Origin of the sequence: Viridibacillus sp. FSL H8-0110, assembly GCF_038003565.1 — a bacterium.
Classification (GTDB): Bacteria; Bacillota; Bacilli; order Bacillales_A; family Planococcaceae; genus Viridibacillus; species Viridibacillus arenosi.
This window is the reverse complement of the sequence record NZ_JBBOPJ010000001.1, coordinates 704726-729754: the sequence shown is the minus strand read 5'-3', so window position 1 is coordinate 729754 and position 25029 is coordinate 704726. Positions and strand designations below refer to the sequence as shown.

The window sequence follows — 25029 nt, the reverse complement described above, 5'->3', positions numbered from 1 at the left end:
TAAACCTTCTCTCATTTCACACATTTTTTTAAACGTTTTACGAGATCTTGAATACGCTCATTCTTCATGCGATAGCTCACAGGATTGGCGATCAATCGAGAGGAAACATCCGTAATGTGTTCATATTCAACTAGCCCATTTTCTTTTAAGGTTTGACCAGTTGAAACAATATCCACAATGCGGTCAGCAAGTCCTATCATTGGAGCTAATTCAATCGAACCGTTTAGTCCAATAATTTCAACTTGTTCTCCTTTTTCACGGTAATAGTGGGAGGCAACTGCTGGATATTTCGTCGCTATACGTGGCGCAATATCATTTAACTTAGTATTTGGTAATCCCGCAGAAGCGATATAACATTTACTAATTTTCAAATCAAGTAATTCATGTACCGCTCTTCCTTGTTCTAGCAAAACATCTTTTCCTGCTATACCAATATCAGCTACACCATGTTCAACATATGTAGGTACGTCCATTGGCTTTGCTAGTATGAAGCGAATTTTTTCAGATGGAATTTCAATCATTAATTTACGTGATATTTCAACATCTTCTGGCAAGTCAAAACCTGCTTGAATGAGCATTTCATATGCTTCTTCGAAAATGCGCCCTTTAGGCATTGCGATTGTCAATTCAGTCATGTTCGATTCCTCCTTACCCAATACGTACAACTTTTGAAAAGAGTTGCTCAAATACTGCTATATTCTCTATACCTTCAATCGATTGCAATGTCGTGCGTTTACCTTCTTTACGAAGAGTAGCTGCCTTTGCTACTGCTTTTGGAAACTCATTCTGCGCAAATAATACGAGCACCTCTTCTTGATCCTTTTGAAATGAAGGCATGACTTCCAACAGTTGATCGACACGTAACCCAAAACCAATTGCTCCAACCTGTGATCCAAATTCATCAAGTAATCCATCGTAGCGTCCACCATTTCCTAACGGAAAACCTGCTCCTGTAGCAAATACTTCAAATAGCATGCCACTGTAGTAATTCATATGACTCGCTAATGTGAAATCAAAATAAATGTACTTTTCCACTTCAGAAATAGCTAAAATCTTTTGCAATCTTTCCATATATATAAAATCATCTTTTTCTATTAAGTATTTATCAATTTGGTTAATGTTATTTAGATCTGTCGCTTCTTCAATAAAAGTTAATAATGTTTGTTTGTTTTTCTGAGGCAACTCAAAAAACTTAACCGCTTCTTCAAAACCTACAATATTCTTTTCTACAAGTAGTTTATGTAATTCTTTGAATTGCTCTTCTGTTCTGACATTTTGAGTTAGAATAGCATTTAGAATACCTACATTTCCGATTGTTAACTTAAATTGTTTTACTTCTAATGCTTTTAGTAGTTCAATCACCGTCAATAAAACTTCAGCGTCAGCATATACAGAAGGATCTCCAATAATTTCAACACCCATTTGTTCAAATTCTGCTGGGCGTCCACCTTCTGTTTCTTGAGCGCGGAATACATTTGAAAAATAAGCTAAACGTAATGGAATCTTTTCTTTTAATAACTTCGATGATGCAACACGTGCAATTGGTGTTGTCATATCTGGACGAAGCACTAATGTATTACCTTGACTATCTACTAGCTTAAATAAAGAAGACTCAACGATTGCAGAGGCTTTACCAACCGTATCGTAATATTCAAGCGTTGGTGTTTTTATAAAGTCAAAACCTCTCAGTTGTAGAAAGTCTCGACCGGTCTGTCTGACAACTTCTTTTTTTTCAAAAATCTTTGGAAACGTATCGCGCATTCCAAGTGGTTTTTCAAACATTCGAATCGGTGACATAATGACACTTCCTAATCTATATACTTTAGTTCACTAGAGTGATAGAGTGATGATGCATGAAAGTATTTTATCTCAATTCTTACATGCCGTCAATAGAAAAAACTCATAAAGTATACAAACTTTATGAGTTTTTAGAATTCACTGACTTTTTGACATCCATTTGTTCCTTCGTGTAAATGATTTGCATCGGATTACCTCCAACAAAAGCGCCAGCTGGAACATCTCTATTCACTAATGTTGCAGCAGAGACAATTGCGTCATCTCCAATGCTAATGCCAGGCAATATTGTTGAATTTGCACCAATCATTACACGATCCCCAATAATGACATCGCCTAATCTATATTCTTCTATTAAATATTCATGCGCTAAAATCGTCGTATTATAGCCAATGATCGTATTACTTCCAACTTGAATGCGTTCGGGAAACATCGTATCTGGCATTACCATTAAAGCAAAAGCCGTCTTATCTCCTATTTTCATTTTCAAAAATGTACGATACAGCCAGTTTTTCATCGATAAAAATGGCGTATAACGCGCTATTTGAATAACGATGAATGTTTTTGCTACCTTCCAAAAGGAAACTGTTTTATAAATTTGCCAAAGAGAACTTGCACCTTCAACAGGATATCTCTCAGTTCTCCTCATAGGTGACTTCCTCAACAATCTCTAGTAAGTCACTCAAATGATGCAACATATAATCAGGTTTGAATTGTGCCAAGAATGCTTCACCCTTCAATGACCATGCAACGCCCGCTGTTTTTACTCCAGCGTTTTTACCACCTTCAATATCGTGAGTATTATCGCCTATCATTATCACTTCACCTTTTTGTAAACCCATCTTCTCAAGTGCTAATAAAATTGGTTCTGGATCTGGCTTCACATTTTTCACATCATCTAAACCAATAATGACTTCAAATAGTCCTTCTGCTTTTAAAACACGAAGTCCTCTTGATAGCATATCTTGTCGTTTTGTTGAGACAATCGCAAGTCGAATTCCAGCTTCTTTCAGTGCTAGTAATGTTTCTAAAACACCGTCAAATTCTCTTACAAGTTCATCATGATGAGCAATATTCCATTTTCGATAATCTTGTACTAGCTCATCTACACGCTCTAAATCGACATTTGAAAATGTTTCTTTTAAAGATGGCCCTAAAAATGGTAAAACATCTTCTCTGCTATATTTCCCGGGGAATTTAGTCTCTAATACATGTAAAAAAGTTTGTATGATAAGCTCATTTGTATCTAATAAAGTACCGTCAAAGTCGAATAATAGTGCTTTAATTTTTCTATTTGTCATACGAATGCGGCTCCTTTTTCTTTCTTTTCTTCATTTCTTCGTCAAAGTGTTGTTACAGCTACAAAAAAACGAATGGGGTCGTAATACGATTAAAAATAACGACAATTTAGGGATTCTAACGCCCCGCCCAAAAATGTATATAGCTTCATCAACTATCTGATAAGCATTAATGACCAAGCTAATTTCAGCCTGGCCATTAAAACTCTTTTAGCGTTCCATTCGCTACTCTTCAATATTACTTATCTAAATACTTTACAACTGGTTTTACTTTCATTCTTCTGTAGATGAAAAGTGCAACACCTATCACTAAACCGATTAATGATACAATTTGTGCCATGCGCAAATCACCTATTAATAAACTATCAGTACGTAATCCTTCTACGAAGAAACGACCAAACGAATACCAAATAATATAAGTTAAGAATATTTCACCACGTCGTAAGTTCACTTTTCGTAAGGCTAGTAACAATACGAGACCAACTACATTCCATAGTGATTCATATAAGAAAGTAGGATGATGGTAAATACCGTTCACATTCATCTGCTCAATAATCCAATTTGGCAAATACAATCCTTCTAAGAAATCGCGTGTCACAGCATCGCCAAAAGCCTCTTGGTTTATAAAATTACCCCAACGACCAATAATTTGACCTACTATTAAGCTTGGTGCTAATACATCTGCAATCTTCCAAAAACTAACCCCATGCTTTTTAGCAAAAATATATGTAGTAATAAATGCACCGATTAGTGCACCGTGTATGGCAATCCCACCATGCCAAATCTGAATAATCTCACCAGGATTTGCACTATAGAAATCCCATTTAAATATCACGTAGTAAATTCTGGCACAAATAATAGAAATTGGTACTGCCCAAATCAATAAATCTGTTAAAAAATCATTATGAAATCCACGTTTCACCATTTCTCGTTGCCCAATCAAAAAGGCAATAATAATGCCTGTCGCAATAATAACACCGTACCATCTAATTGAAATTGGTCCTAACTCAAGTGCTACTGGGTTAATTTGTAATAATATTGAATCCATACTCTTCTCCTTCCAAATTACGAAGTTCGCCTACATCAATTTTCTTTAGACTCAATCACACTATCAAGCCTTTTAGAAAACTCTTCTGCTGCGTTAACACCAAGTTTTTTCAATCGATAATTCATTGCTGCTACTTCGATGATAACAGATAAATTCCGTCCTGGTTTAACTGGGATTGTTAACTTCGTCAATTCCGTATCAATAATTTTCATCGTCTCTTCTTCTAAACCTAAACGATCATAGGTTTTATCAGAATCCCATACTTCTAAATCAATAACAAGTGAAATGCGTTTATGACTTCTAACTGCACTAGCTCCAAATAAGGTCATAATATCAATAATACCTATACCACGAATTTCAAGTAAATGTTGTATTAATGCAGGTGCATTCCCTATTAATGTATTTTCTCCTTCTTGACGAATTTCCACACAGTCATCCGCAACAAGACGGTGTCCTTTTTTCACAAGCTCAAGCGCAGTCTCACTTTTACCTACACCGCTTTTCCCTGTAATCAAAACTCCAATACCATATATATCAGCCAAGACACCATGAACAGCAGTCGTAGGAGCCAATTGACTTTCAAGATAATTCGTTAACATACTAGAGAAACGAGTTGTTGCCATTTTTGTTGATAATACAGGTACATGGTGCTCATTAGAAGCAACAAATAACGCTTCAGGTACTTCCATGTCATGCGAAATAATAATAGCAGGTGTATCTTGTGAACAAAGTTTGTTCATTCGATCAAACTGCACATCCCTTGGCAACATATCAAAAAATGACAGCTCAGTTTTTCCTAATAGCTGAACACGTTGAGCTGGATAATGCGTAAAATAGCCTGCCATCTCAAGGCCTGGTCTAGAAATATCACTTGTTAATATATGTCGACCAATTCCCTCATGACCACTGATAAGCTTCAAGTCAAACATCTTAATAACATCTTTCGTACATACTTGATCCAAAACTAACACTTCCTCCCATAAAACTACCCTTCAATATAACAACACTTGGAATATATTTTAACATAAATTTAATTGCTGAGTGCGTTCGTCAAGCTACGGCAAGTACTGAAGTAATCGAAGAAAATGCTCGTTTACCCATGAAGTTAAAAATTACTTCTCTTACCTCAACTAAATTTTATAAAAAAAGCAATCCATATGCTCCATGGGTTGCTCTTATTCTTTCTGTATTATCCACAAAAAAACCAGCTTTCCTCTAAAGAAAGCTAGTTTTGATATAGATATTATTTTTGTTTAGATAACCATTGAGCTACTGCATCAGCATCGTCACCTGTTATGAGTCCCCCAGGCATTCCATTTTTACCGTTATTAATTACATCTAAAATTTCTTTTTTGGAAAGCGTAGCACCAATTTTTGAAATGTTAGGGAAATTACCTTGTCCTTCAAGATTTTCACCGTGACAAGAAATACATTTTGATTGGATAATTTGTTGTGCATCAACGGCTGCTGTTTCCGAACCATTTTTTTCATTTGTAGTTTCTTCTTTTGCTTTATCGTTACCACCACATGCACCAAGTACAAGGGCCGAACCGAATAGCATAGCAAGTAGAGTTTTTTTCATTTGAAGACCTCCTCATTCATTGTATTGCTTACAGATTAATTATACCGAATAAAAACGTTTTTAAAACCTTACACAAACAGGTATACCCGTTAAAAAGCTCTGTAAACACATAGACAGCAATGCTTTCGTCTAGTTGTTTCATCTTTGTGAATTTCACTATTTCAGCATTCCCCAAAATAAAAAGCTTATTCAACTGTTTTAATCTTCATTTTACTGTTGCATCTTTTCTTAACACACTTGTCTCGTTCACATTAAAGAATATTATCTGACCATTTATTTGCTTCTTGGTATATAGCATATAAATCTTTTCCTCTAATCCCTATTTCAACCGCTAATTCTGCAACTTTATCCCAATTTAGCTTATCCAAGGCAATAGCCATTTGTAAATATGGTGCCATCTCTGTTTCACCTTCTAAAATGGTTTCAATAATATTATCTGATAAAGGAAGTTGCAATAAAATACTGTTCATAGATCTCTGCAAAATTGCGTCAATTAATGAAAACATTCCAACTAAAAAATATTCGGAATAATTCTCTTTATGTTTAAAACGGGCTAACATTTCGCAAATTTTCGCTCTACATAATGACGCCTTCATCAGCTCATCATACATATCTGCCTCGGCATCCTTCTGCGATTCACGATACGCTAAAATATATATCCATTTACGTAAATCCGCTAAGCCTAATAATAAAATAGCTTGTTTAATTGAACGAATTTTGGATTTTCTACGTTTAGATGATGAGTTGATTAATTTTAACAACTTGAATGACATCGCGACGTCATGCTCAATTTGCTTAGTAATATCATCTATATCCGGATCTTTCCCACGTAATAAAGAAATCACACGATAATATTGTAATACATTGGTTGGAATATCATTACCTCGGATAATTTGAGGTTGTTTGAAGAAATAACCTTGAAAAAGTTGATATCCATTATCTTTTGCTATCTGACATTGTGAAAGTGTCTCTACCTTTTCAGCTAATAAAATGATTTTGGGGAAATCATTTCTAATGCGCTTCTCTATCTCTTTTCTCTCCTCTTCTGAAGTAAGAAGAAAGTCTACTTTTATGTAATCGGTATATGTAAATAATTCATTATATAATGTCACATCTTTTTGCAATTCAAAATCATCAAGAGCAATTTTATAGCCTTGACTTTTTAATTGCTTGATTTTCTTCACCAGTTTCTCTGTAATGGGAACATCTTCCAAAATTTCTATTACTACTTGATCTGGTTGTAAATGATCAAATATGTTACTCATTAAAAGGTTTTCAGTAAAGTTTATAAAGCATGGTTTGCCATTTGTAAGCTCATCAAAACCAATTGAAAATAATGAATTGATCAGTACTTCGACAGTTGCCTTATCCGAATCAATAGCTGGAAACTCGTTCATGACAGCCCCGTTTCGATATAATAATTCATATGCGAAAACTTGCTTTTGCTTATTAAATATAGGTTGACGACCAATAAATACTTCCATATGGTTTCTCCTTTAAAATCTATTTCCATTTCATTATATCAGCAATTTTACTTAAAGTATTTAGTTCAACACATTACTTTCATCCTTTAATTTTACCTTTAATTCCAAAAAGATACGTATTTTATAATGAAATTATTCGTTTTATTGGAAATATAAATAAAATAAGTAAAGGTTAATAGCTGGAAATGATAATTCAAAGATGACGAAAAATCATAGACATGCTATCGTTTATTTGGGAGTAATTTTTTCACTATAAGGGGGAATTTCTATTGGATACACTTATTTATAAACAACAGGAGCATTTGGCATTTGTAACATTGAATAGACCACTGGCTATGAATGCGTTCAATTATGATTTACTAGCTGAATTAGGACAAGTTGTTGAATCTATTCGTATTAATCCCGATATTCGTGTAGTCATTTTTACAGGCGCAGGTGATAAAGCTTTTAGTGTAGGTGCTGACTTGAAAGAACGAAAAACATTAACTGTGCAACGTGTAAAACGTAATCTTTATAAGATAGGTGAGGTTTTTTCAGCTATTGAAAACTTACCACAACCGACTATTGCAATGATTAATGGCTATGCTTTCGGTGGGGGTACCGAATTAGCATTAGCATGTGACTTCCGTTTTGCCGCAGATGATATTTCACTCGGCCTAACAGAAACGAGCCTTGGTATAATTCCAGGGGCTGGTGGAACTCAACGACTTCCTAGACTCATAGGAGAAGCAAAAGCATTAGAACTGATTTTAACTGCAAAAAGATTACAGTCTAAAGAAGCTCTAGCATACGGTCTTCTGACTAAAGTCGAAAAGCGTGAAGAACTTCTTGCAAAAACAATCGCCTTCGCAGAGTTAATGCTAGCTAACGGTCCAATTGCATTACAACAAGCAAAATTTGCTATCAAGCATGGGATGAATACCGACTTACAAACAGGTCTTCATATTGAGCGAAAAGCATATGAAATTACCATTCCTACTGAAGATCGTATTGAAGCACTCAATGCATTCTCTGAAAAACGAAAACCCAATTTTACAGGAAAATAATAATAAAGAGGCTGCTAGTATATGCAGCCTCTTTCTGTTTATTCTTCTATGAAAATTTGTGTCCACTCATCACGTTTCGCTAGCATTTCTTTTGCAAGCTCCTTCGCACCTTCTAAACTATGACTCGCAGCCCAACCGCATTGTACTTCGTTGCATGCTGGTACTTCTGTTGCTACCAAGACATCATTAAAAGTTTTATCTAAAATATCTAGTACCTCATCAAAGTTATTATGATTAATCATTGATAAATAAAAGCCCGTTTGGCATCCCATTGGACTAAGGTCGACAACATGGTCCGTATGATTACGAATGTTCTCAGCCATTAAATGCTCTATTGAATGCAACGCCGGCATTTCCATATGCTCTTTGTTTGGTTGTTTAAATCGAATATCATATTTATAAACTTCATCACCATTTACACCTTTTTTAAGCCCCGCTAATCGAACAAATGGTGCGACGACTTTTGTATGGTCTAAATTAAAGCTTTCAACATTCATTTTCTCCATGATATCAAACTCCTTTAACTATTAGTCTTCTAGATAAATCAATATTACCATCTTCCAAATACTTTTTCATTAAAAATTCCAACAATTCTTACTATTTTAATTGGTTTTCATAAAAAAACACTTTAGCCAATTAACTAAAGTGTTCTACTACTATTACTATTATTTATTTCTTTACTCTGGATTTCAATAAACCAATGATTGCTGGTAAAACTGAAACAAAAATAATAATTAATATTACTTTTGAGAAGTTGTCTTTAACTATTGGGATATTACCAAAGAAGTAACCTGCTAATGTACAAATACCTACCCATAAGAATGCACCTATAATGTTATACATTATAAATTGACGATAATGCATTCGGCTAGCACCGGCTACAAATGGGATGAACGTTCGAATAAATGGCATGAAACGAGCGAAGATAATCGTTTTCCCACCATGCTTATTAAAGAAATCCTGTGCTTTTTGCATACGGTCTTGATTAATAATACGTCCTAAAAAGCTCTTAGGTGAAATAGCCGTTCCAACTTTTTGTCCAATCTCATAGTTTACCGAATCTCCAAATACAGCTGCCACGAAAAACACTAAAAGAAGAATCGGTAAATTAAATGCTCCAAGTGCAGCAAATGCTCCGCTCGCAAATAGTAATGAATCACCTGGTAAGAACGGGAATATTACAACACCCGTTTCTACAAAAACAATGGAAAAGATAATACCATATGACCAAACACCAAATTGTTGAATTATTTCAACGAGATGTTGATCAATATGCATTATAAAGCTAAATAAGTTCTGTATAAGTTCAATCATTCAATTCACTCACAATCTTTTTTTCTCACTTGTTTATCATACTGTTTTCTCACTATACTGTCACGGATTTATAAATATGTATGCTTTTAATAAACGTTGTGAAATATAAAAAGTTCCGCAAATCGTGCGGAACTTTTATATTTATTATGCACTCGTTATGAAGTTATTTGTTTACTTTAAGTAATGTACTCATAACAACTTAGTTTATAGAAATTACTACCCCGTATTCTTACTTTGTAGACTTTTCATCAAATCCAATATATCCCTAAAAAGTTAATATTATAAATATTTCTCGAACCAGCCTGTAATTTGCTCAAGTCTTTCTATACGTAGATTCGGTAATCCTGCTCGAGATAAGTTATGATCTGCGTCTGGGAATCTCACAAACTGGGTTTCCTTCCCCATAGACTTTAACGTAATATACAGTTGTTCTGCTTGTTCTATTGGACAACGGAAATCCTTTTCACTATGCAAGATTAATAATGGCGTCTCCACATTTTCTGCATATTTAAGCGGTGAATGTTGCCAAAGCTTTTCTACATCTTTCATATCTGTACCGATTTGCCAATCACTGAAATAGTAACCAATATCTGATACACCAAAGAAGCTAATCCAGTTCGAGATTGAGCGCTGTGTAACAGCTGCCTTAAAGCGATTTGTATGACCTACAATCCAGTTTGTCATAAAACCACCGTAGCTACCACCAGTAACTCCAAGTCGATCTGTATCAATCCAATCCTGATCCGCAATAACTGCATCTAATCCAGCCATAATGTCTGCATAATCTCCACCACCATAGTCACCACGTACGGCATCTACAAATTCTTGGCTATAACCGTGGCTTCCTCTTGGATTTACATAAAGGACGCCATAACCTTGCGCTGCAAGCAACTGCAACTCATGGAAAAATGTATTAGCATACATCGCATGCGGTCCACCATGAATTTCAACGATCAGTGGATATTTATTACCTTCTACATACTGAGCTGGCTTCATCAACCAACCGTATACATTAAATCCATCTGAACTTTTATAAGAAATTGCTTCAGGTTGAACAAGTTCAACCTCGTTCACAAAAGCATCATTGAAATGAGTCATTTGCTGTCTTTCACCTGTAGTCACATCATATTTAAAAAGTTCACCTGGCATTATAGGATTGCTAATCGCTAACAGCGCGAACGAACCATCACGCTCAACATCGTAGCCATAAACATGTTCATTTTCAGGACTTGCTGGATAAATCGCACCATCCAATGTTGCATAATATACTCGAATATCTCCCATAGTAGAGACTTGGAAATAAAGGTCATTCGCTTTCGTCCACACAACAGTTGGTGCAGTAGCTCCTTGCTGATGATCCGCAACAGCAAGATCTCCAATTGGCGCATCAAAACCTTCAGTTAAGTTTCTATAATACTGCTCTTCTGTATCGTAAATATAAATTGCACCATGTGTCGCGTTTTTGTATGAATGATTACCACCATAAAATGCTATGTACCGATCATCATATGAAAAATATGCATCTCCATAAGAACCTTCTTCATTTAGAATGGTCGTCTCTTCCTTTGTTTCAATATCAACTAATAGCAGGTGCCGACTGAAATCAAAATCTTTATTTTCTGCACGATTCACTGATAAAACTAACTTTTTACCATCATGGGATACTGCTTCAATGCTGTAATTATGATTGCCTTCAGTAAACAATTCAATATCAGCAGATGCTACTTCAATTTTACCAATATGATTATAACTATCTTGAGGTAGTAACCCTATACTATCAGCTTTATATTTCATACCTTCTACTACATAAGCAGTTGGCTTTTTCTTTTCTTCTTTTTCAGCTACATCTGAGAAGTTTTTACCTTCCTTAAGTCGGCCACTAAACCAAATACTCTGACCGCACGGTGACCATTTGAATTGTGAAACACCATTTTCTAATGTTGTAAGCTGACGCGCCTCTCCACCATGTTTAGAAATAATGTAAATTTGATTTTTTTCATTGCGATTCGATAAAAATGCAACATTTCGCCCATCCGCTGACCAAGTGGGCGATGAAATACGATCTTCCCCATACGACCACTGCGTTACTGCTCCACTTTTAATATCTAAATGAAATAAATGCGCTATATATTTGTTTTTTTCTTCATCAATACTTGTACGAACAAAAACTGCCTCTTCACCACTTGGAGATAATTGTGGATTTGTGATAGAGTGCAAGACATATAAATCCTCTGCTTTCAATAAACGCTTTGACATAAAAAAACTCCCCTTTCATTTATATGAAAACCTCTTTAATTTTCAATATATTTGCATTAATCAAACATATATATGTATTGTAACCATAAATTACTTATAAAGACAAAGAGTTTACATATTTTTTCTTATTACCATGGCGTCTGGATTTTTATTCATTAAATTTTATGATAATATAGGGGAGTTATCATTAGCATCGAAGGAGTCTTACATTATGAACAAGAAACCAGAGCTCCAACGTGGGTTGGAGCAACGACACATTACGTTGATGTCGCTCGGTGCCGCCATAGGAGTCGGTCTATTTTTAGGTTCTGCAGGAGCAATAAAATTAGCTGGACCAGCTATTTTAATTGCTTATGCACTTGGTGGCGCTGTTATTTTCATTATTATGCGTTCGCTTGGCGAAATGGCCGTAAACAATCCAGTTGCCGGTTCATTTAGTCGCTATGCTAGAGATTATTTAGGTCCTCTAGCTGGATTTATAACAGGCTGGAACTATTGGTTCTTGTGGATTGTTACTTGTATGGCAGAAATTACAGCAGTTGGCGTGTATATGCAACTTTGGTTCCCAGATTCTCCAAAATGGTTATGGGCTTTAGCAGCGTTAATTGTCATGGTTATGGTAAATTTAATTGCTGTAAAAGCTTATGGTGAATTTGAATTTTGGTTTGCACTCATTAAAATCCTTGCCATTATTTCAATGATTGTACTTGGATTAGGTGTTATTTTATTTGGTATTGGCAATGGTGGTATTGCTGTTGGCTTTAGTAATTTATGGAGCCATGGTGGATTTTTCCCGAATGGTATACAAGGTGTTTTCATGTCCTTACCAATAGTAATGTTCGCTTATCTAGGTATCGAAATGATCGGGATTACGGCTGGTGAAGCTAAAAACCCTGAAAAAGTTATTCCTAAAGCAATCGATACTGTTCTTTGGCGTATTTTATTATTCTACGTAGGTGCATTACTTGTAATCATGTCGATTTATCCATGGAACGAAGTAGGCTCTACAGGTAGTCCGTTCGTTTTAATGTTTGATAAAATTGGTTTACGTTATGCTGCAGGGATTATTAACTTTGTTGTTTTAACAGCCGCATTATCTAGCTGTAATGGTGGTATTTTCAGTACTGGCCGTATGCTATTTAACTTGGCTGAACAAAAACAAGCACCAAAATTATTTGCGAAAATTAGTAAAGGTGGCGTACCGGCTACAGCCATTATGGCATCTGCATTCGTATTATTAATCGGTGTGGCGCTGAACTATTTTGTCGCTGAAAAAGTATTCGTATGGGTGACTAGTATATCTACTTTCGGAGCCATCTGGACATGGGCAATTATTTTAATTACTCAATTAAAATTCCGGAAATCATTATCAAAAGCACAAGTATCTAAACTAAAATATAAAGCATTTATGTATCCAGTCGGACCATATTTAGCTCTTGCCTTTTTATCACTCGTCATGATTTTAATGGCTTACTTCCCAGATACTCGAATCGCACTTATTGTCGGTCCGATATGGATTTTATTTGTCTATATTATGTATCAGGTAATTTATAAAAATAAAAAGTAAAGAAAGGAGATGCCTTATAGGCATCTCCTTTTTATTATTTATTTAGAGCATGTTCCTTCAAAGAACGACGCAAAATTTTCCCCGTCGTATTTTTAGGTAGCTCTTCAATAATTTCAATTTGCTTTGGTATTTTATATTTCACTAGCTTTTCTTGACAATATTCATAGATATCTTCAGTAGTTAGATTCGGGTCTTTCAACACCACATACGCAAAGACTTCTTCACCAAAATTGAGATCCGGTAAACCTATTACTGCAGCTTCCACGATACCTGGGTGTGCATATAGTACTTCTTCCACCTCACGCGGATAGACATTATAGCCACCGACTATGATCATATCTTTCTTTCGATCAACAATATAGAAGTAACCTTCCTCGTCCATTTTCGCAAGGTCTCCTGTATATAACCAACCATCACGAATAGTTACTGCTGTTTCTTCTGGCATTTTATAATAGCCTTTCATCACATTAGGACCTTTGACAACAAGTTCGCCTACTTCACCAACAGGTAATTCCTCTCCTAATTGGTTGAATACTTTGTTTTCTACATTGACGATGTTGGTACCAATTGAACCAGGCTTTCTCTCACGATCTAGTGGGTTAAAACTTGTTACTGGTGATGCCTCAGATAAGCCATAGCCTTCGGAAATATTCACGTTAAACTTGTCTTCAAAGTTATGTAGCAATGCTACCGGTAAAGAAGAACCTCCAGATATAGCTAAACGAATTGATGAGAAATCTTCTGGATTACCGTTTGGGAATTGATATAAGAAATTGTACATTGTTGGTACTCCCGCAAAAACAGTAGCCTTATGCTCTCTTGCAATTTCGAATACATCTTTTGGACTGAACCTAGGTACAATCAATAATGTTGCCGCATTTAATAGTGGTGCATTCACTACTACCGTAAGGGCAAACACATGAAAGACCGGTAAAGCCGTAATCACACGATCTTCAGGAGAAATAGTCAAATACTCCGCTACATCACGCGCATTTGAAAAAAGGTTTTTATGTGTTAACATAGCACCCTTGGGTTGTCCTGTCGTTCCCGAAGTATACAAAATAATAGCTGTATCTTCTGGATTTAATTCTGTAGGTTCAAAATCTGCTGAAGATGAAGCAAGCAACATTGAAAATGATCTTACTTTTTCTTTTACAGGGCTTTCTAACTCTGTCAACTTAGCTGCTGTTTCAGGAGCAGTTTCACATACAATGAATGCTTCTACATTCGGAAATGCAGTTACGCCTACTTTAACTAATGGCAATAAAGAATCTAATGCAATAACTACTTTTGCATCTCCATTACGTACAATATACGTAATCTCATCTGGTGTGTAAATTGGATTAATCGGAATTACAGTTGCCCCTACGCGCATTGTTGCATATAAAGAAATTAAAAAATGAGGTGTATTGCCAAGTAAAAACGCAACATGATCCCCATTTCCTACCCCTAATCCCTTTAAAGCTGAAGCAAAGCGTGCAACTGATTCTTCAAATTCACCATAATTCGTATCTTTCCCCATAAAATGATACGCAATCTTTTCTGGTTGCTCTTTTGATGTTTTATGAACTGCCGAAACTAAATTCATATACTCATCTCCCCTTTGTTAGAATAGAATGAATAGTCATTCATTTCTGTCTTCATTATATAAAAATTTACAAAATAAAACAACAAACAGCTAATTTTAGCGAAAAGTAGTATTTAGAATTTTCACCACCAAAAAAGCCTATCAATCACCAGAGGTAATTGATAGACTTGCGTAGTTCTATAACATTAGAGGTAATTAGCATTAGCGAATATGGGATAAATAACGCCAGCGAATTAAATAGAAATATAAAAATTGAACACAAGTGATAGCTATTAAAACGATTAATATTTCCCTCAATATTGAAAGCTCTGCAATACCTATCCAAAATGCCTGTAATGACATAAATGCAAATGTACTGTGCAACATTGCTAGACCCCAAGGTAAAAAGAACTGTGGTATCAACTGTCTATTCACAATTTTCCGTAGTTCTCTTTCCGTAATCCCCATTCTCCTGAGTGCATTAAATTGCTGCTTATCTCGCTCTAAACCCGTATATAACTTAAAGTAAATAAAACTACCAGATGCTAAGAAAAACACAGAAGCTGCCAATAAGCCAATAAACAATAACAATGCAAAAGTCGAACGAATGAATGAATAATCTAAGCCGGAATTCTCAAAGTAAAATGGTAATTCTCCTTGATGATTATTCAGGTAAGCATCTGTCACCATCGCATCTAACTCTACTCCAATGTTCTTAGTAGCTGTCCACTGTGGTACATGAAATACATACAAGTGATTTGTGGACTGTTCGGCATTTGCTCCAACCATTGCTTCATCAATTAAATTGAAATCATCATCATTTATCACAATGACATTCGTTCCAAGCTCAGTAGGGGAAAAAAGAACACGTGGATAAACTGAATTGATGTAGAGTGGAATACTATTTTCTTGTAAAACTGTCCTGACCTTTTTGTTCTTTAATTCTTCCAGAGACTTCTCAGAGTAAGCTAAAAAGATGGCCTCCCCTTGATCCAAATTGACAACAGGATAACCAAATACAAGTGCCAGTCGATTAATATCTGATTGTCGAATAATTTTTACCGGTTGTTGAGTATTAGAAGATGTTTGACGTTTAACAGTAAACTTATTTAAATGATAAGAAAGTCCTTTAGCTTCTAATTCTTTCGTCAAACCATTAATATGTGCTTCTTCATAAGGGTTGTCTATTTTACTGGAATAGACGAGGCCTAATGGATTTAGCCGATGAAACTGATGAGTAAATGTCGACATAGAGATTAGAGTACCCATAGCTAAAAAAGCCAAGGTGGAAACCATGCAAGAGATAAAAAACATACGCGCATTTTCTCGCATAATAACAGACACTTCCGAAACAGTTATTAAACGATACTTATGCCAATACATTTTCTTTCGAGCACGTACAAAAGACATAAGCCACTGCAGTGTATCCGTGAAAAACAAATACGTCCCCAAACTTGCTAAAGGTGGTAATATTGCTGATAAAACCATTAACCGTTCTTGTGTCGTTAATGAAGCTAGCACATAAGAAAGAATTAATATCAACACACCTAAAATAGCTCGCCATTTTGAATAAGAAGCTGTCTGTTCATTACCCCAGTAACCTTTTAGTAAATCGATAACATCACGATCTCGTATGAACATCACACTAACAAACGTAATGATTACAAATAAACTTGTAAACGTTCCAATTGTTAATGCAAATGGCTCCCAAGAAAAATACAAAGGAAGGCTATCAATTTGTAATATTTCACGAACAATCATAAAAAAGAATTTCGCAAAGGCATAACCAAATACAATCCCTAGAATAATGGAAGTTACTCCAATAATTATCGTCTCAAGTAATACCAACTTATTTAGCTGACGTTTTTCCATTCCTAGATGCATGAGTAAACCAAATTCCTTGGAACGTGCCTGAAGAAATGCACGCATCGAGTAGAATAAAAAGAACATCATAAATAGCACTAAAATGACTTCAGCGATAAACATTCCTTGGAACGCAATTTCCCGTAGAAACTCATCCTCTACCTTCGGATGAAACATAAGCATCGAGTAAATAAAAAACACCATAACTGACGATACGCTCGACATAAAAAACGCTGCATAAACTCGATAATTTCTTATAACATTACGGTAGGCGAACTGTCGAAAAGTCACCGACATGACCTCCCAATAGACTGAGCACATTCAAAATTCCTTGGAAAAATGTCTGACGATGATCATCTTTATAGATTTCATTGAAATACTCACCATCTTTGATAAATAACACACGATCACAATAACTTGCTGCAATTGGATCATGCGTCACCATTACGATTGTCGTACCCTCTTTTTTATTTATTCTGCCTAACAGCTCTAACACATCTCTTGAAGAATTGGAATCTAAATTTCCAGTTGGTTCATCTGCTAAAATTAGAGATGGTTTATGAATAAGAGCTCGTCCAATTGCCGTCTTTTGGGCTTGTCCACCAGAAATTTCGTTTGGACGTTTCTCTAAAATAGACTGAATGCCTAACTGCTTGGATACATTCTGCACCCGCTCTTCCATTAGCTCAACATCCATATTATCCAAAGTCAAAGGTAATACCATATTCTCCTCAACCGTTAGCATCTGTAATAAGTTGAAATCTTGAAACACGAAGCCAAGTTGACGACGTCGAAAATAAGCCAGTTCGTTTTTTTTCAACTCATGAGGCTTAATGCCATCTACGGTGATTTCACCTGACGTAGGTGTATCTATCGTTGAGACAACATTTAACAACGTCGTTTTGCCGCTGCCTGAAGGACCCATGACAGCCAAAAATTCGCCTTTCTCTACTTCAAAACTCAGCTGATTAAGCGCTCGATGCGTAACTTTTCCTTCATAAACTTTTGTAACTTCATCAATTTTCAAGATAGACACAAATCCACCTCGCCTTCTATGAAATGTGGCCGGCTCCCTTCCGTAACCAAAGTTCGTGTCGTCCTGACACAACGGTTACGTGATCCACACCCTTTGGCGCGCGCCAAGCGTGGAAGGCTCGAATACAAGACGCTATATCAGTCTTATGCCGAGGACTCGAGCAACTGGCGTCCGAAGCCGAACCCTTTGAAATACTGAAAACGCCCTACGAACGGTTAAACAAAACCTTCATCTTCGTCCCTTTCCCAACCTCAGATTCGATTAATAACTGGTGTCCCAATTTATCACAAACCTCTTGGGCTAAATACAAACCCATTCCTGTTGATTCACCTGTTTTACGTCCATTCTCACCTGTAAAAAATGCACGTGTTACACGCTTCAAATCTGATGAAGGTATACCTATTCCTTCATCTCTAATTGTCAGTTCAATATGGTTTTCTACCACTTCCGTGGATAAATATATTTTTTTACCCTCTTCAAACGTATATTTAACTGCATTTGTAATAAATTGACCAATAATAAATTTCATCCATTTTGAATCAGTTGGAACCATAAGTTTTTCATCTATCGCAATATCAGGATAAACACGATGCGCAATAAATAACCGTTTATGCTCATTAACTGCCTCAATCACCATTTGACGAAGTTCAACCTGTTCGATTTTCATATCCTCTTCAAACGTATCGATTCTCGCATTCATCAATACTGTTTCAAGACTACGTTTCATACGATCAACTTCTTCTTGCACACTCTTCTTATCTAATTCACCATCTTCTTGCAATAGTAATTCTAATACAGCAAGAGGTGTTTTCATTTGATGTACCCATTGATTCATGAATTGTAAATGTCGATTTTGTTTTGCATATAAAGCCTGTACTTCTAGTTGATATATTTTATAAAGTGTATGGATGAAAATCTCTGTTTGCAAATGCTCTGGTGTTTTTGCATTTTTTTGTAATGCATCTTCCATTGCTCTAGGCTTAACAGATATCTTTTTATAGAAAGATTGACGCATAATATAACGAGTCGCTAAATATGTGAACGTTAATATTAATGTAATCACAATGGAATACACTGCTGTATCTACATTTCGGAAGCCGTCTAGCCAATATAACACTAAAATAAATAACACTAATAGCACTTCAAAAAAGACTAATGTAATATTATCCTTCAGAAATAATCTGACATTCGGCATTATTAAGACTCCTCTGAGTGTAATACAAACCTATATCCCGCGCCTCTAACTGTTTCAATCGTCGACTGAACTTCATAATCTGACAACTTCTTTCGTACACGTGTCATGTTCACATTTAACGTATTCTCATCTACAAATGCTTGATCGTCCCACAGCTCTTCTAGTAACTGCTCTCGAGAAACAACTTTAGGAGCTTGTCCCATCAACAATTCTAGAATTACACATTCTTTTTTTTGTAATGGAATTTGAGCTTGTTTTGTATGCAATTCCATACGTTCTAAAAATAGATGCAGCTGACCTTGTTTTACAGTTCTCTCTTCTTGCTTAGTAGCATATTCTCCATATGACCGACGTAAATGACTCTTTATTTTTGCTAGCACGATTTCGTAATGGAACGGTTTCGTAATGAAATCATCTCCACCATTTTCAAGTGCAAAAATTTGGTCCATTTCGCCTGAACGAGCTGATATAAAAATAATTGGACAAGTCGTCAACTGTCTAAGCTGACGACACCAATAATATCCATCATAAGAAGGTAAATTAATATCAAGCAAAACAAGATGAGGATCGAACGCCGTAAACTCTTCAAGGATGCTATCAAAAGATTCTACAGTTTTTACTTCATAATGATATTTGCGCAAAGTATCAGCAAGTAACGAAGCAATTTTCAAATCATCCTCTACGATTAATATACGATGAGTATTCATTCCACTCTCCCCTTCATCTTGACCGCAATTTCAAACATTATGCTGTCAAATTTAATTAATAAATTAGTTGTATAAATTGTTCTTTCGTAACACCACCAAAGTATGTTGGTACATCGATAGCATTTAGTGCTTCCTCAATAACATTGCGTTCATAATTTTTCCCTACTAATGCTTGTTCTACATCTGCCATATCACCAACGCCAAAGAAATCACCGAAAATATGCACTTCCTCCATAACGCCTTTTTTCACTTCCAAACGCACATCAATACTTCCTGAAGGGAAACGTTGAGAGCGTTGTAGGTTGAATTTTGGAGATTGACCGTAGTTCCAATCCCATTGTTGATAACGTTCTTCGGATAATTTGTAGATATTAGCCCAGTCTTCATCAGTTAGCTCATAATATTGTATATTCTCTTCGCCACCGAAAACTGATTTTAAGATTTCCAAGCGGAATTCTTCTACTGTCATTGGTTCATTCATAAATTCTGTAATATTCGCTACACGTGATCGAATCGATTTGATTCCTTTTGATTCGATTTTCTCTTTTTTCACTTTTAACGCTGAAACAACTGCATCAATTTCTGTATCAAACAATAATGTCCCATGACTGAACATACGACCTTTTGTTGAAAATTGAGCGTTACCTGATATTTTACGGCCTTCAGCCATAATATCATTACGACCTGATAATTCCGAGTTAATACCCATTTTTTGTAATGCATCCACTACTGGCTGAGTGAATTTTTTAAAGTTTTGGAAGCTATCTCCGTCATCTTTTGTTAAGAAACTGAAGTTTAAATTTCCTAAATCATGATACACGGCACCACCACCAGATAATCGACGTACAACGATAATGCCATTGTCTTCAACATAATCAGTATTTATCTCTTCTACTGTATTTTGATTTCGACCAATAATAATTGAGGGTTGATTGATATAGAACAGTAAAAAAGAATCTTTCTCTACATCCATCGTTTTTAACGCATACTCCTCAATGGCTAAGTTAATGCGTGGATCTGTAATACCTTTATTATCTATAAAAAACATTCATTTCACTCCTCTTTCGTGTCTCAACAATTATTTTAACTTAAAATTAGGTTTTTGTATTGACATAAATGTCTCTGTTATAATACAATACATAATAACAAAACAGTAATATAACAGATTACTTAGGAGGCGAAACACAATGTTAGAAAATGTCGTTGAATTTTTCAAAAATTTACCCGCAAAACAATGCACTGTATGCGGTGAGAAAATAGAAGAACAAAGCGAGTGCTATTCAAACACTTGTGAACATTGCAATTCTCTTTAATCGTTAATTATTGATCAACCGAATTCCCCATTCGATTGATAGCTCACATTCATCACTAATTGAACCTTAGAGATGAACCTATATTAAATCGCTTACTTTTGAAAAGCGAAGAGAGCCTGAACCACTCTCTTCGTTTTTTCTTTTTACATAAAATACTTCACAAAAAAAGGTTAAAGAGCATATTGCTCTTTAACCTTTTTCAATATTATTCAGTTACTGCATCAGTATTTGAATGACGTTTTTTAAATATTAATGCAAAGTATCCAAAAGTAATGGCTAAGCAAACAACCATGAAACCTACTAGAATACCTCCATTTGTCCAGAAGAAGCTCATATCTCCAGTAGAAATCGCAGCTTTAAATCCTTGGACAGAGTATGTCATTGGTAATAATGTATTGAAAATGTGCAATGGTTTCGGCACTAATTCTAATGGGAATGTACCTGCACTAGTTGTCAATTGTAGGATCAAGATTAGGATAGCTACAAAACGACCTGGATCTGAGAAAATTGATACTAACATTTGAGTTAATGATAGGAATGTATAACTTGTAACTATCGCCATTAAAATGAACGCACCCATATTAACCGGTTCAAGTTTTAGACCCCAAACGACTATCGCAACAGCAGCCAATGATTGAATTAATCCAACAACTGCCAAAACAGCTACTTTACTAGTAAACCATGAAACACCGTTAATCGGTTTTATCGCTGGTTCAACTAATGGGAAGACGATTGTGATTAATAGCGCACCTACAAATAGACCAAGTGCTAAGAAGTATGGCGCGAAACCTGTACCGTAGTTAGGTACTGCGTTAATTTCTTGTTTCTCAACCGCTACTGGTTCACCGACCATGTCATAAGTTTTTTGCGTTGCACTTACTTCAGCAGCTTGTTCATTCGCTTCTTTTAATTTTCCTTGTAATGTGTTAGAACCATCTTTTAGTTCAGATGTTCCGTCTTTTAATTGACTTGAGCCATCTTGTAGTTTATCTAAGCCTGTTATAAGTGATGTAGTACCACCGCTTAATGTGACTAAACCTGTTGATAGTTTACTAGAACCATCTTGTAATTGACCCATACCACTTGTTAATGATTGTGTACCATTTGCAAGTTGTGATGAACCATCAGCTAATTGTGATGAACCTGATTGTAATTTATTGAAACCACCAGTTAGATCAGTTAAGCCAACTTGTAATTGGCCTGCTCCAGCATCTAGTTTTTTAGCGCCAGCAATTGATGTACTCCAATTAGAAGCCAATTGATTAGTGCCTGCTGCTAATTGTTTTGTACCAGGAGCTAATTCTCCACTAACTGTTTTATTCATTTTATCTAAACCAGCTGCAACTGTTGCTGCACCTTGTTTTAATTCTACTGCCTTATCAGACGTAGGTATTTTCATAGTAGAAACTTGATTATTTAGTTGTGCTGTTCCCTCACTTAACGCAGCAGCATTTTCACTGACTTTAGTAGCAGTTGCATTGATCTTTCCTGCTGATTGAAGTAAAGCACTTTTTTGTTCTTCAGAAATATTCATAGCCTTAATTTGATTAACTAGCTCTTTTGTATCCGCTGCTAAAACTTGTGATCCTGCATTTAAACCAGCAGCTCCATCTTTTGTATCCTTAACGCCCTGTTGCAAGGCTGGCACTTTTTCAGTCATAGTACCTAGACTATCTACAAGTTGCGTAACTCCTGCAGAAACATTTTGTGCACCTGGTGCTAATTGACCTAATCCTGCACTTAACGTACCGACACCTGTATTTACTTTTTGTGCACCGTCGTTTAGTGCATTAATATTTGCTGTATTTCCTTCTAAACCTTGCACTAAAGTTTCGGTACCTTTTTTCAATTCTGTTGAACCAGATTGTAATTGGCTTGAACCGTCTTTAGCAGATAGAATACCTGCATTCAAATCTGCAGATCCTTTTGCTAAAGATAAAGCACCTTGGTTTAAAGTACCTGCACCATCTGCTGCTGAATCAATACCATTTTTTAAATCTGTCGATCCTTTTGCTGCTGTTTTAGCACCATCATTTAATTGAGTAGCACCATCTGCTGCACTTCCAATACCGTCTTTTAATTGACTAGCACCATCTTTTAATTTGTTAGAGCCCTTTTCAAGTTTTACAGCACCATCTGCTGCTTCACCGAAACCGTCTCCTAATTTTGCAATATTATTAAATAGCGTTTCAGCATAAGTAGCAGAAACTTTTTTATTTACTTCAGCACGCACAAGCTCCATTGCTGTATTACCGATTTGTCCACCTAAGAAGTTGTATCCTTCATTTGGTCGATAAATGATTTTCATTTGTTCAGGATTATCTTCTAATAAAGTACCAGCATTTTCTGAGAAGTTTTCAGGAATTTCAATTAAAATATAATAATCGCGATTCTTTAATCCTTCCTCTCCTTTTGCCTTAGATACTTCAACAAATTTAAATTCTTTACTATCTCGTAAATTATCGACTAACTCATTACCTAATTGCTGTTCTTCTCCTTCTATTTCAGCGCCTTCGTCATTGTTGACAAGAGCAACTGGTAAATCCTGTAAATGTGCGTATGGATCCCAGAAAGCCCATAGGAACATACCTGCATAAAGTACAGGAACGAAAAGAACTGCGATAATAGCAATCAGCATTTTTTTCGTGCGGAGAATTTTCGCAAACTCTGCCTTAATCATTCTTCATTCCTCCTACAAAACTGTGTGACCGAATCTCTCAATCAGTCATTTTTATTCAAAAAAAGAGTCTCACGGTAAGAGACCTCGAAAAATGGTATCTCGAAACAGTGAAGCTATTTTCTCTTCTGACAGTTCAAAATCATGCGTTTCTCCCCAGTCAGCAACAAAACCAAAATAAGCTTTTAATAATAAGTATGCAACTAGATCTGGTTCACATTCCCGAATTTCACCTTTGCTAATGGCTGTTTTAATTTTGTCACCAACAAAGTTAACAATTTCTTGTTCAATTCGAATGAGCACATGTTTCACTGCAGGTGTTCTAAGTTCCTTTTCTTCTTCTATCAATTTTGCATACAGAAGATGTACTTCTCGAAACTCTAATACTTTCATCAACACCGCGTGTGCATTTTGCTGGAATGGTTGTTCTGCTGAGATTGCTTCGTCTGCTGCCGTTTTCATCTCTTGAATCATTTTCACGACAATCTCTTGAAAAAGGATTTCTTTATTACTAAAAAAAGTATAAATTGTTCCTTTCCCTACGTTCGCGATTTTCGCTACTTGATCCATTGTTGTAGCTTTATACCCAAAAAGAGAAAATGACTTCGAAGCCGCTTCAAGTATTTCTTGTCTGCGGTCCAATTTGTTTCTCACCAACTTTCATTTTGAATAAAAATGACCAGAAAACTAATTTAGTCATCTGGTCATTTATTCTACACGCAACAATTGAAAGTTGCAAGTGTTTTCCATACAAAATAACGAGCTATTTTATTTTGATGAATCATTAGACGATTCTTCATCTTCTTCATCATTCTTATTCATGTGATCCATACCTTTTGATCCGTCATTTGATTCTTCTTTCACTTTACTCATATCTGGATTACCCACAATTATTTTTTGTTTCGGCATAACATGTAGACCTCTTGCATTTGTGTGAGCATGCATGTAGTAAACTCCATCATGTTCAAAAGTGATAGTCGCTTTGTAATTACCTTTTTCATCCAGTTTACCTTCGATCATTTGCCCATCTTCACGCATACCTGATTCCCATACTTCAAATTTCACGTCATCTGCATCGTTCACATCTTCTCCACCTTGTGTTACATGTGCAGCTAATTCAATCTCTTTATTTGCCTCCACTTTTTCTGGTGTTAAAATATCAACTTTTACTTCGACAGTTGTTCCTTCATTATTTGACACATGGTCTTCTTTCTTTTCATCATTATTACATCCTGCAAGTAAACCTATAATTACTAATAAACTCATCATCCATTTCTTCATT

The 25029-nt window shown here is 35.7% G+C and carries 23 protein-coding genes; 3 read left to right on the top strand and 20 right to left on the bottom strand.

The genetic code is table 11. The features are described 5' to 3' along the window. Positions 1-11 precede the first annotated feature (11 nt). From hisG to MHH98_RS03545, 8 genes are all read right to left on the bottom strand, one after another. A complete protein-coding gene (gene hisG, locus MHH98_RS03580) occupies positions 12-635 on the bottom strand; it encodes an ATP phosphoribosyltransferase (protein ID WP_038188889.1) in 624 nt (207 codons plus the stop codon). Positions 636-648: 13 nt separating this feature from the next. Beyond that, entirely contained in the window at positions 649-1797 is a 1149-nt protein-coding gene (locus MHH98_RS03575; RefSeq protein WP_038188892.1) for an ATP phosphoribosyltransferase regulatory subunit, read from the bottom strand. A 121-nt stretch (positions 1798-1918) separates the two neighbouring features. Further along, the gene (locus MHH98_RS03570) at positions 1919-2443 is read right to left on the bottom strand and encodes an acyltransferase (protein WP_038188895.1); all 525 of its coding nucleotides are present in this window, start codon (positions 2441-2443) and stop codon (positions 1919-1921) included. Further along, the gene (gene ppaX, locus MHH98_RS03565; protein WP_340712228.1) at positions 2430-3095 is read right to left on the bottom strand and encodes a pyrophosphatase PpaX; all 666 of its coding nucleotides are present in this window, start codon (positions 3093-3095) and stop codon (positions 2430-2432) included. Before ppaX ends, MHH98_RS03570 begins: the two co-directional genes overlap by 14 nt. A 235-nt stretch (positions 3096-3330) precedes the next feature. Then, positions 3331-4140, bottom strand: a complete 810-nt coding sequence (lgt, locus tag MHH98_RS03560; RefSeq protein ID WP_038188901.1) for a prolipoprotein diacylglyceryl transferase — start codon at positions 4138-4140, stop codon at positions 3331-3333. 35 nt (positions 4141-4175) lie between these two features. Beyond that, on the bottom strand, positions 4176-5102 hold the full coding sequence (gene hprK / locus MHH98_RS03555) for an HPr(Ser) kinase/phosphatase (protein ID WP_038188904.1): 927 nt from the start codon (positions 5100-5102) through the stop codon (positions 4176-4178). Positions 5103-5383: 281 nt separating this feature from the next. After that, complete coding sequence (cccB, locus tag MHH98_RS03550; RefSeq protein ID WP_038188907.1) at positions 5384-5722, bottom strand: cytochrome c551; 339 nt, start codon at positions 5720-5722, stop codon at positions 5384-5386. 251 nt (positions 5723-5973) lie between these two features. Beyond that, entirely contained in the window at positions 5974-7206 is a 1233-nt protein-coding gene (locus MHH98_RS03545; RefSeq protein ID WP_038188910.1) for an EAL and HDOD domain-containing protein, read from the bottom strand. Between the two features lie 269 nt (positions 7207-7475). Between MHH98_RS03545 and MHH98_RS03540 the strand changes: the two genes are divergently transcribed. Then, positions 7476-8252 (top strand): enoyl-CoA hydratase-related protein, encoded by a 777-nt coding sequence (locus MHH98_RS03540; RefSeq protein WP_340712227.1) that lies wholly within the window; start codon positions 7476-7478, stop codon positions 8250-8252. A gap of 38 nt (positions 8253-8290) precedes the next feature. Here MHH98_RS03540 and MHH98_RS03535 read toward each other — a convergent pair whose 3' ends face one another. The 3 genes from MHH98_RS03535 to MHH98_RS03525 form a co-directional block, all read right to left on the bottom strand. Further along, a complete protein-coding gene (locus MHH98_RS03535; RefSeq protein ID WP_340709412.1) occupies positions 8291-8761 on the bottom strand; it encodes an S-ribosylhomocysteine lyase in 471 nt (156 codons plus the stop codon). 160 nt (positions 8762-8921) lie between these two features. Further along, positions 8922-9563: a DedA family protein gene (locus MHH98_RS03530; protein ID WP_445684011.1), complete on the bottom strand. Its 642-nt coding sequence runs from the start codon at positions 9561-9563 to the stop codon at positions 8922-8924. Positions 9564-9845: 282 nt separating this feature from the next. After that, positions 9846-11822 carry a S9 family peptidase gene (locus tag MHH98_RS03525; protein WP_340712226.1) on the bottom strand — a complete coding sequence of 659 codons (1977 nt, stop codon included), beginning with the start codon at positions 11820-11822 and terminating at the stop codon, positions 9846-9848. Positions 11823-12033: 211 nt separating this feature from the next. Between MHH98_RS03525 and MHH98_RS03520 the strand changes: the two genes are divergently transcribed. Next, a complete protein-coding gene (locus tag MHH98_RS03520) occupies positions 12034-13389 on the top strand; it encodes an amino acid permease (protein WP_038188924.1) in 1356 nt (451 codons plus the stop codon). A 34-nt stretch (positions 13390-13423) separates the two neighbouring features. On the opposite strand, the gene MHH98_RS03515 is transcribed toward MHH98_RS03520, so the two are convergent. The 6 genes from MHH98_RS03515 to MHH98_RS03490 form a co-directional block, all read right to left on the bottom strand. After that, positions 13424-14977 carry a fatty acid--CoA ligase family protein gene (locus MHH98_RS03515; protein WP_076034472.1) on the bottom strand — a complete coding sequence of 518 codons (1554 nt, stop codon included), beginning with the start codon at positions 14975-14977 and terminating at the stop codon, positions 13424-13426. Positions 14978-15178: 201 nt separating this feature from the next. After that, positions 15179-17116: an ABC transporter permease gene (locus MHH98_RS03510; RefSeq protein WP_327192202.1), complete on the bottom strand. Its 1938-nt coding sequence runs from the start codon at positions 17114-17116 to the stop codon at positions 15179-15181. Further along, a complete protein-coding gene (locus tag MHH98_RS03505) occupies positions 17082-17855 on the bottom strand; it encodes an ABC transporter ATP-binding protein (RefSeq protein ID WP_038188932.1) in 774 nt (257 codons plus the stop codon). The genes MHH98_RS03510 and MHH98_RS03505 overlap by 35 nt, the downstream gene beginning before the upstream one ends. 205 nt (positions 17856-18060) lie before the next feature. Further along, a complete protein-coding gene (locus MHH98_RS03500; RefSeq protein ID WP_038188936.1) occupies positions 18061-19050 on the bottom strand; it encodes a sensor histidine kinase in 990 nt (329 codons plus the stop codon). Positions 19051-19052: 2 nt separating this feature from the next. Continuing rightward, complete coding sequence (locus MHH98_RS03495; RefSeq protein WP_038188939.1) at positions 19053-19757, bottom strand: response regulator transcription factor; 705 nt, start codon at positions 19755-19757, stop codon at positions 19053-19055. Positions 19758-19812: 55 nt separating this feature from the next. Then, positions 19813-20805 carry a lipoate--protein ligase gene (locus tag MHH98_RS03490; RefSeq protein ID WP_340708631.1) on the bottom strand — a complete coding sequence of 331 codons (993 nt, stop codon included), beginning with the start codon at positions 20803-20805 and terminating at the stop codon, positions 19813-19815. A 139-nt stretch (positions 20806-20944) separates the two neighbouring features. Between MHH98_RS03490 and yhfH the strand changes: the two genes are divergently transcribed. After that, positions 20945-21070: a protein YhfH gene (gene yhfH / locus MHH98_RS03485; RefSeq protein WP_076034471.1), complete on the top strand. Its 126-nt coding sequence runs from the start codon at positions 20945-20947 to the stop codon at positions 21068-21070. Positions 21071-21275: 205 nt separating this feature from the next. On the opposite strand, the gene MHH98_RS03480 is transcribed toward yhfH, so the two are convergent. The 3 genes from MHH98_RS03480 to MHH98_RS03470 all read right to left on the bottom strand — a co-directional run bounded on the left by MHH98_RS03480 (position 21276) and on the right by MHH98_RS03470 (position 25028). Beyond that, the gene (locus MHH98_RS03480; protein ID WP_051448807.1) at positions 21276-23750 is read right to left on the bottom strand and encodes a YhgE/Pip domain-containing protein; all 2475 of its coding nucleotides are present in this window, start codon (positions 23748-23750) and stop codon (positions 21276-21278) included. A gap of 69 nt (positions 23751-23819) precedes the next feature. Continuing rightward, entirely contained in the window at positions 23820-24389 is a 570-nt protein-coding gene (locus tag MHH98_RS03475; RefSeq protein WP_038188944.1) for a TetR/AcrR family transcriptional regulator, read from the bottom strand. Positions 24390-24515: 126 nt separating this feature from the next. After that, positions 24516-25028, bottom strand: coding sequence for a FixH family protein (locus MHH98_RS03470; RefSeq protein ID WP_038188947.1), 513 nt, complete (start codon positions 25026-25028; stop codon positions 24516-24518). Position 25029 lies beyond the last annotated feature (1 nt).

Bases quoted from the DNA above. Each gene is read 5' to 3' on its own strand.
- MHH98_RS03490 (WP_340708631.1), bottom strand. From the start codon at position 20,805: ATGTTTTTTATAGATAATAAAGGTATTACAGATCCACGCATTAACTTA.
- MHH98_RS03545 (WP_038188910.1), bottom strand. From the start codon at position 7,206: ATGGAAGTATTTATTGGTCGTCAACCTATATTTAATAAGCAAAAGCAA.
- MHH98_RS03515 (WP_076034472.1), bottom strand. From the start codon at position 14,977: ATGAATTTAGTTTCGGCAGTTCATAAAACATCAAAAGAGCAACCAGAA.
- MHH98_RS03510 (WP_327192202.1), bottom strand. From the start codon at position 17,116: ATGTCGGTGACTTTTCGACAGTTCGCCTACCGTAATGTTATAAGAAAT.
- MHH98_RS03525 (WP_340712226.1), bottom strand. From the start codon at position 11,822: ATGTCAAAGCGTTTATTGAAAGCAGAGGATTTATATGTCTTGCACTCT.
- lgt (WP_038188901.1), bottom strand. From the start codon at position 4,140: ATGGATTCAATATTATTACAAATTAACCCAGTAGCACTTGAGTTAGGA.
- MHH98_RS03500 (WP_038188936.1), bottom strand. From the start codon at position 19,050: ATGCCGAATGTCAGATTATTTCTGAAGGATAATATTACATTAGTCTTT.
- yhfH (WP_076034471.1), top strand. From the start codon at position 20,945: ATGTTAGAAAATGTCGTTGAATTTTTCAAAAATTTACCCGCAAAACAA.
- MHH98_RS03520 (WP_038188924.1), top strand. From the start codon at position 12,034: ATGAACAAGAAACCAGAGCTCCAACGTGGGTTGGAGCAACGACACATT.
- MHH98_RS03570 (WP_038188895.1), bottom strand. From the start codon at position 2,443: ATGAGGAGAACTGAGAGATATCCTGTTGAAGGTGCAAGTTCTCTTTGG.
- cccB (WP_038188907.1), bottom strand. From the start codon at position 5,722: ATGAAAAAAACTCTACTTGCTATGCTATTCGGTTCGGCCCTTGTACTT.
- MHH98_RS03575 (WP_038188892.1), bottom strand. From the start codon at position 1,797: ATGTCACCGATTCGAATGTTTGAAAAACCACTTGGAATGCGCGATACG.
- MHH98_RS03495 (WP_038188939.1), bottom strand. From the start codon at position 19,757: ATGAATACTCATCGTATATTAATCGTAGAGGATGATTTGAAAATTGCT.
- MHH98_RS03470 (WP_038188947.1), bottom strand. From the start codon at position 25,028: ATGAAGAAATGGATGATGAGTTTATTAGTAATTATAGGTTTACTTGCA.
- hisG (WP_038188889.1), bottom strand. From the start codon at position 635: ATGACTGAATTGACAATCGCAATGCCTAAAGGGCGCATTTTCGAAGAA.
- ppaX (WP_340712228.1), bottom strand. From the start codon at position 3,095: ATGACAAATAGAAAAATTAAAGCACTATTATTCGACTTTGACGGTACT.
- MHH98_RS03480 (WP_051448807.1), bottom strand. From the start codon at position 23,750: ATGATTAAGGCAGAGTTTGCGAAAATTCTCCGCACGAAAAAAATGCTG.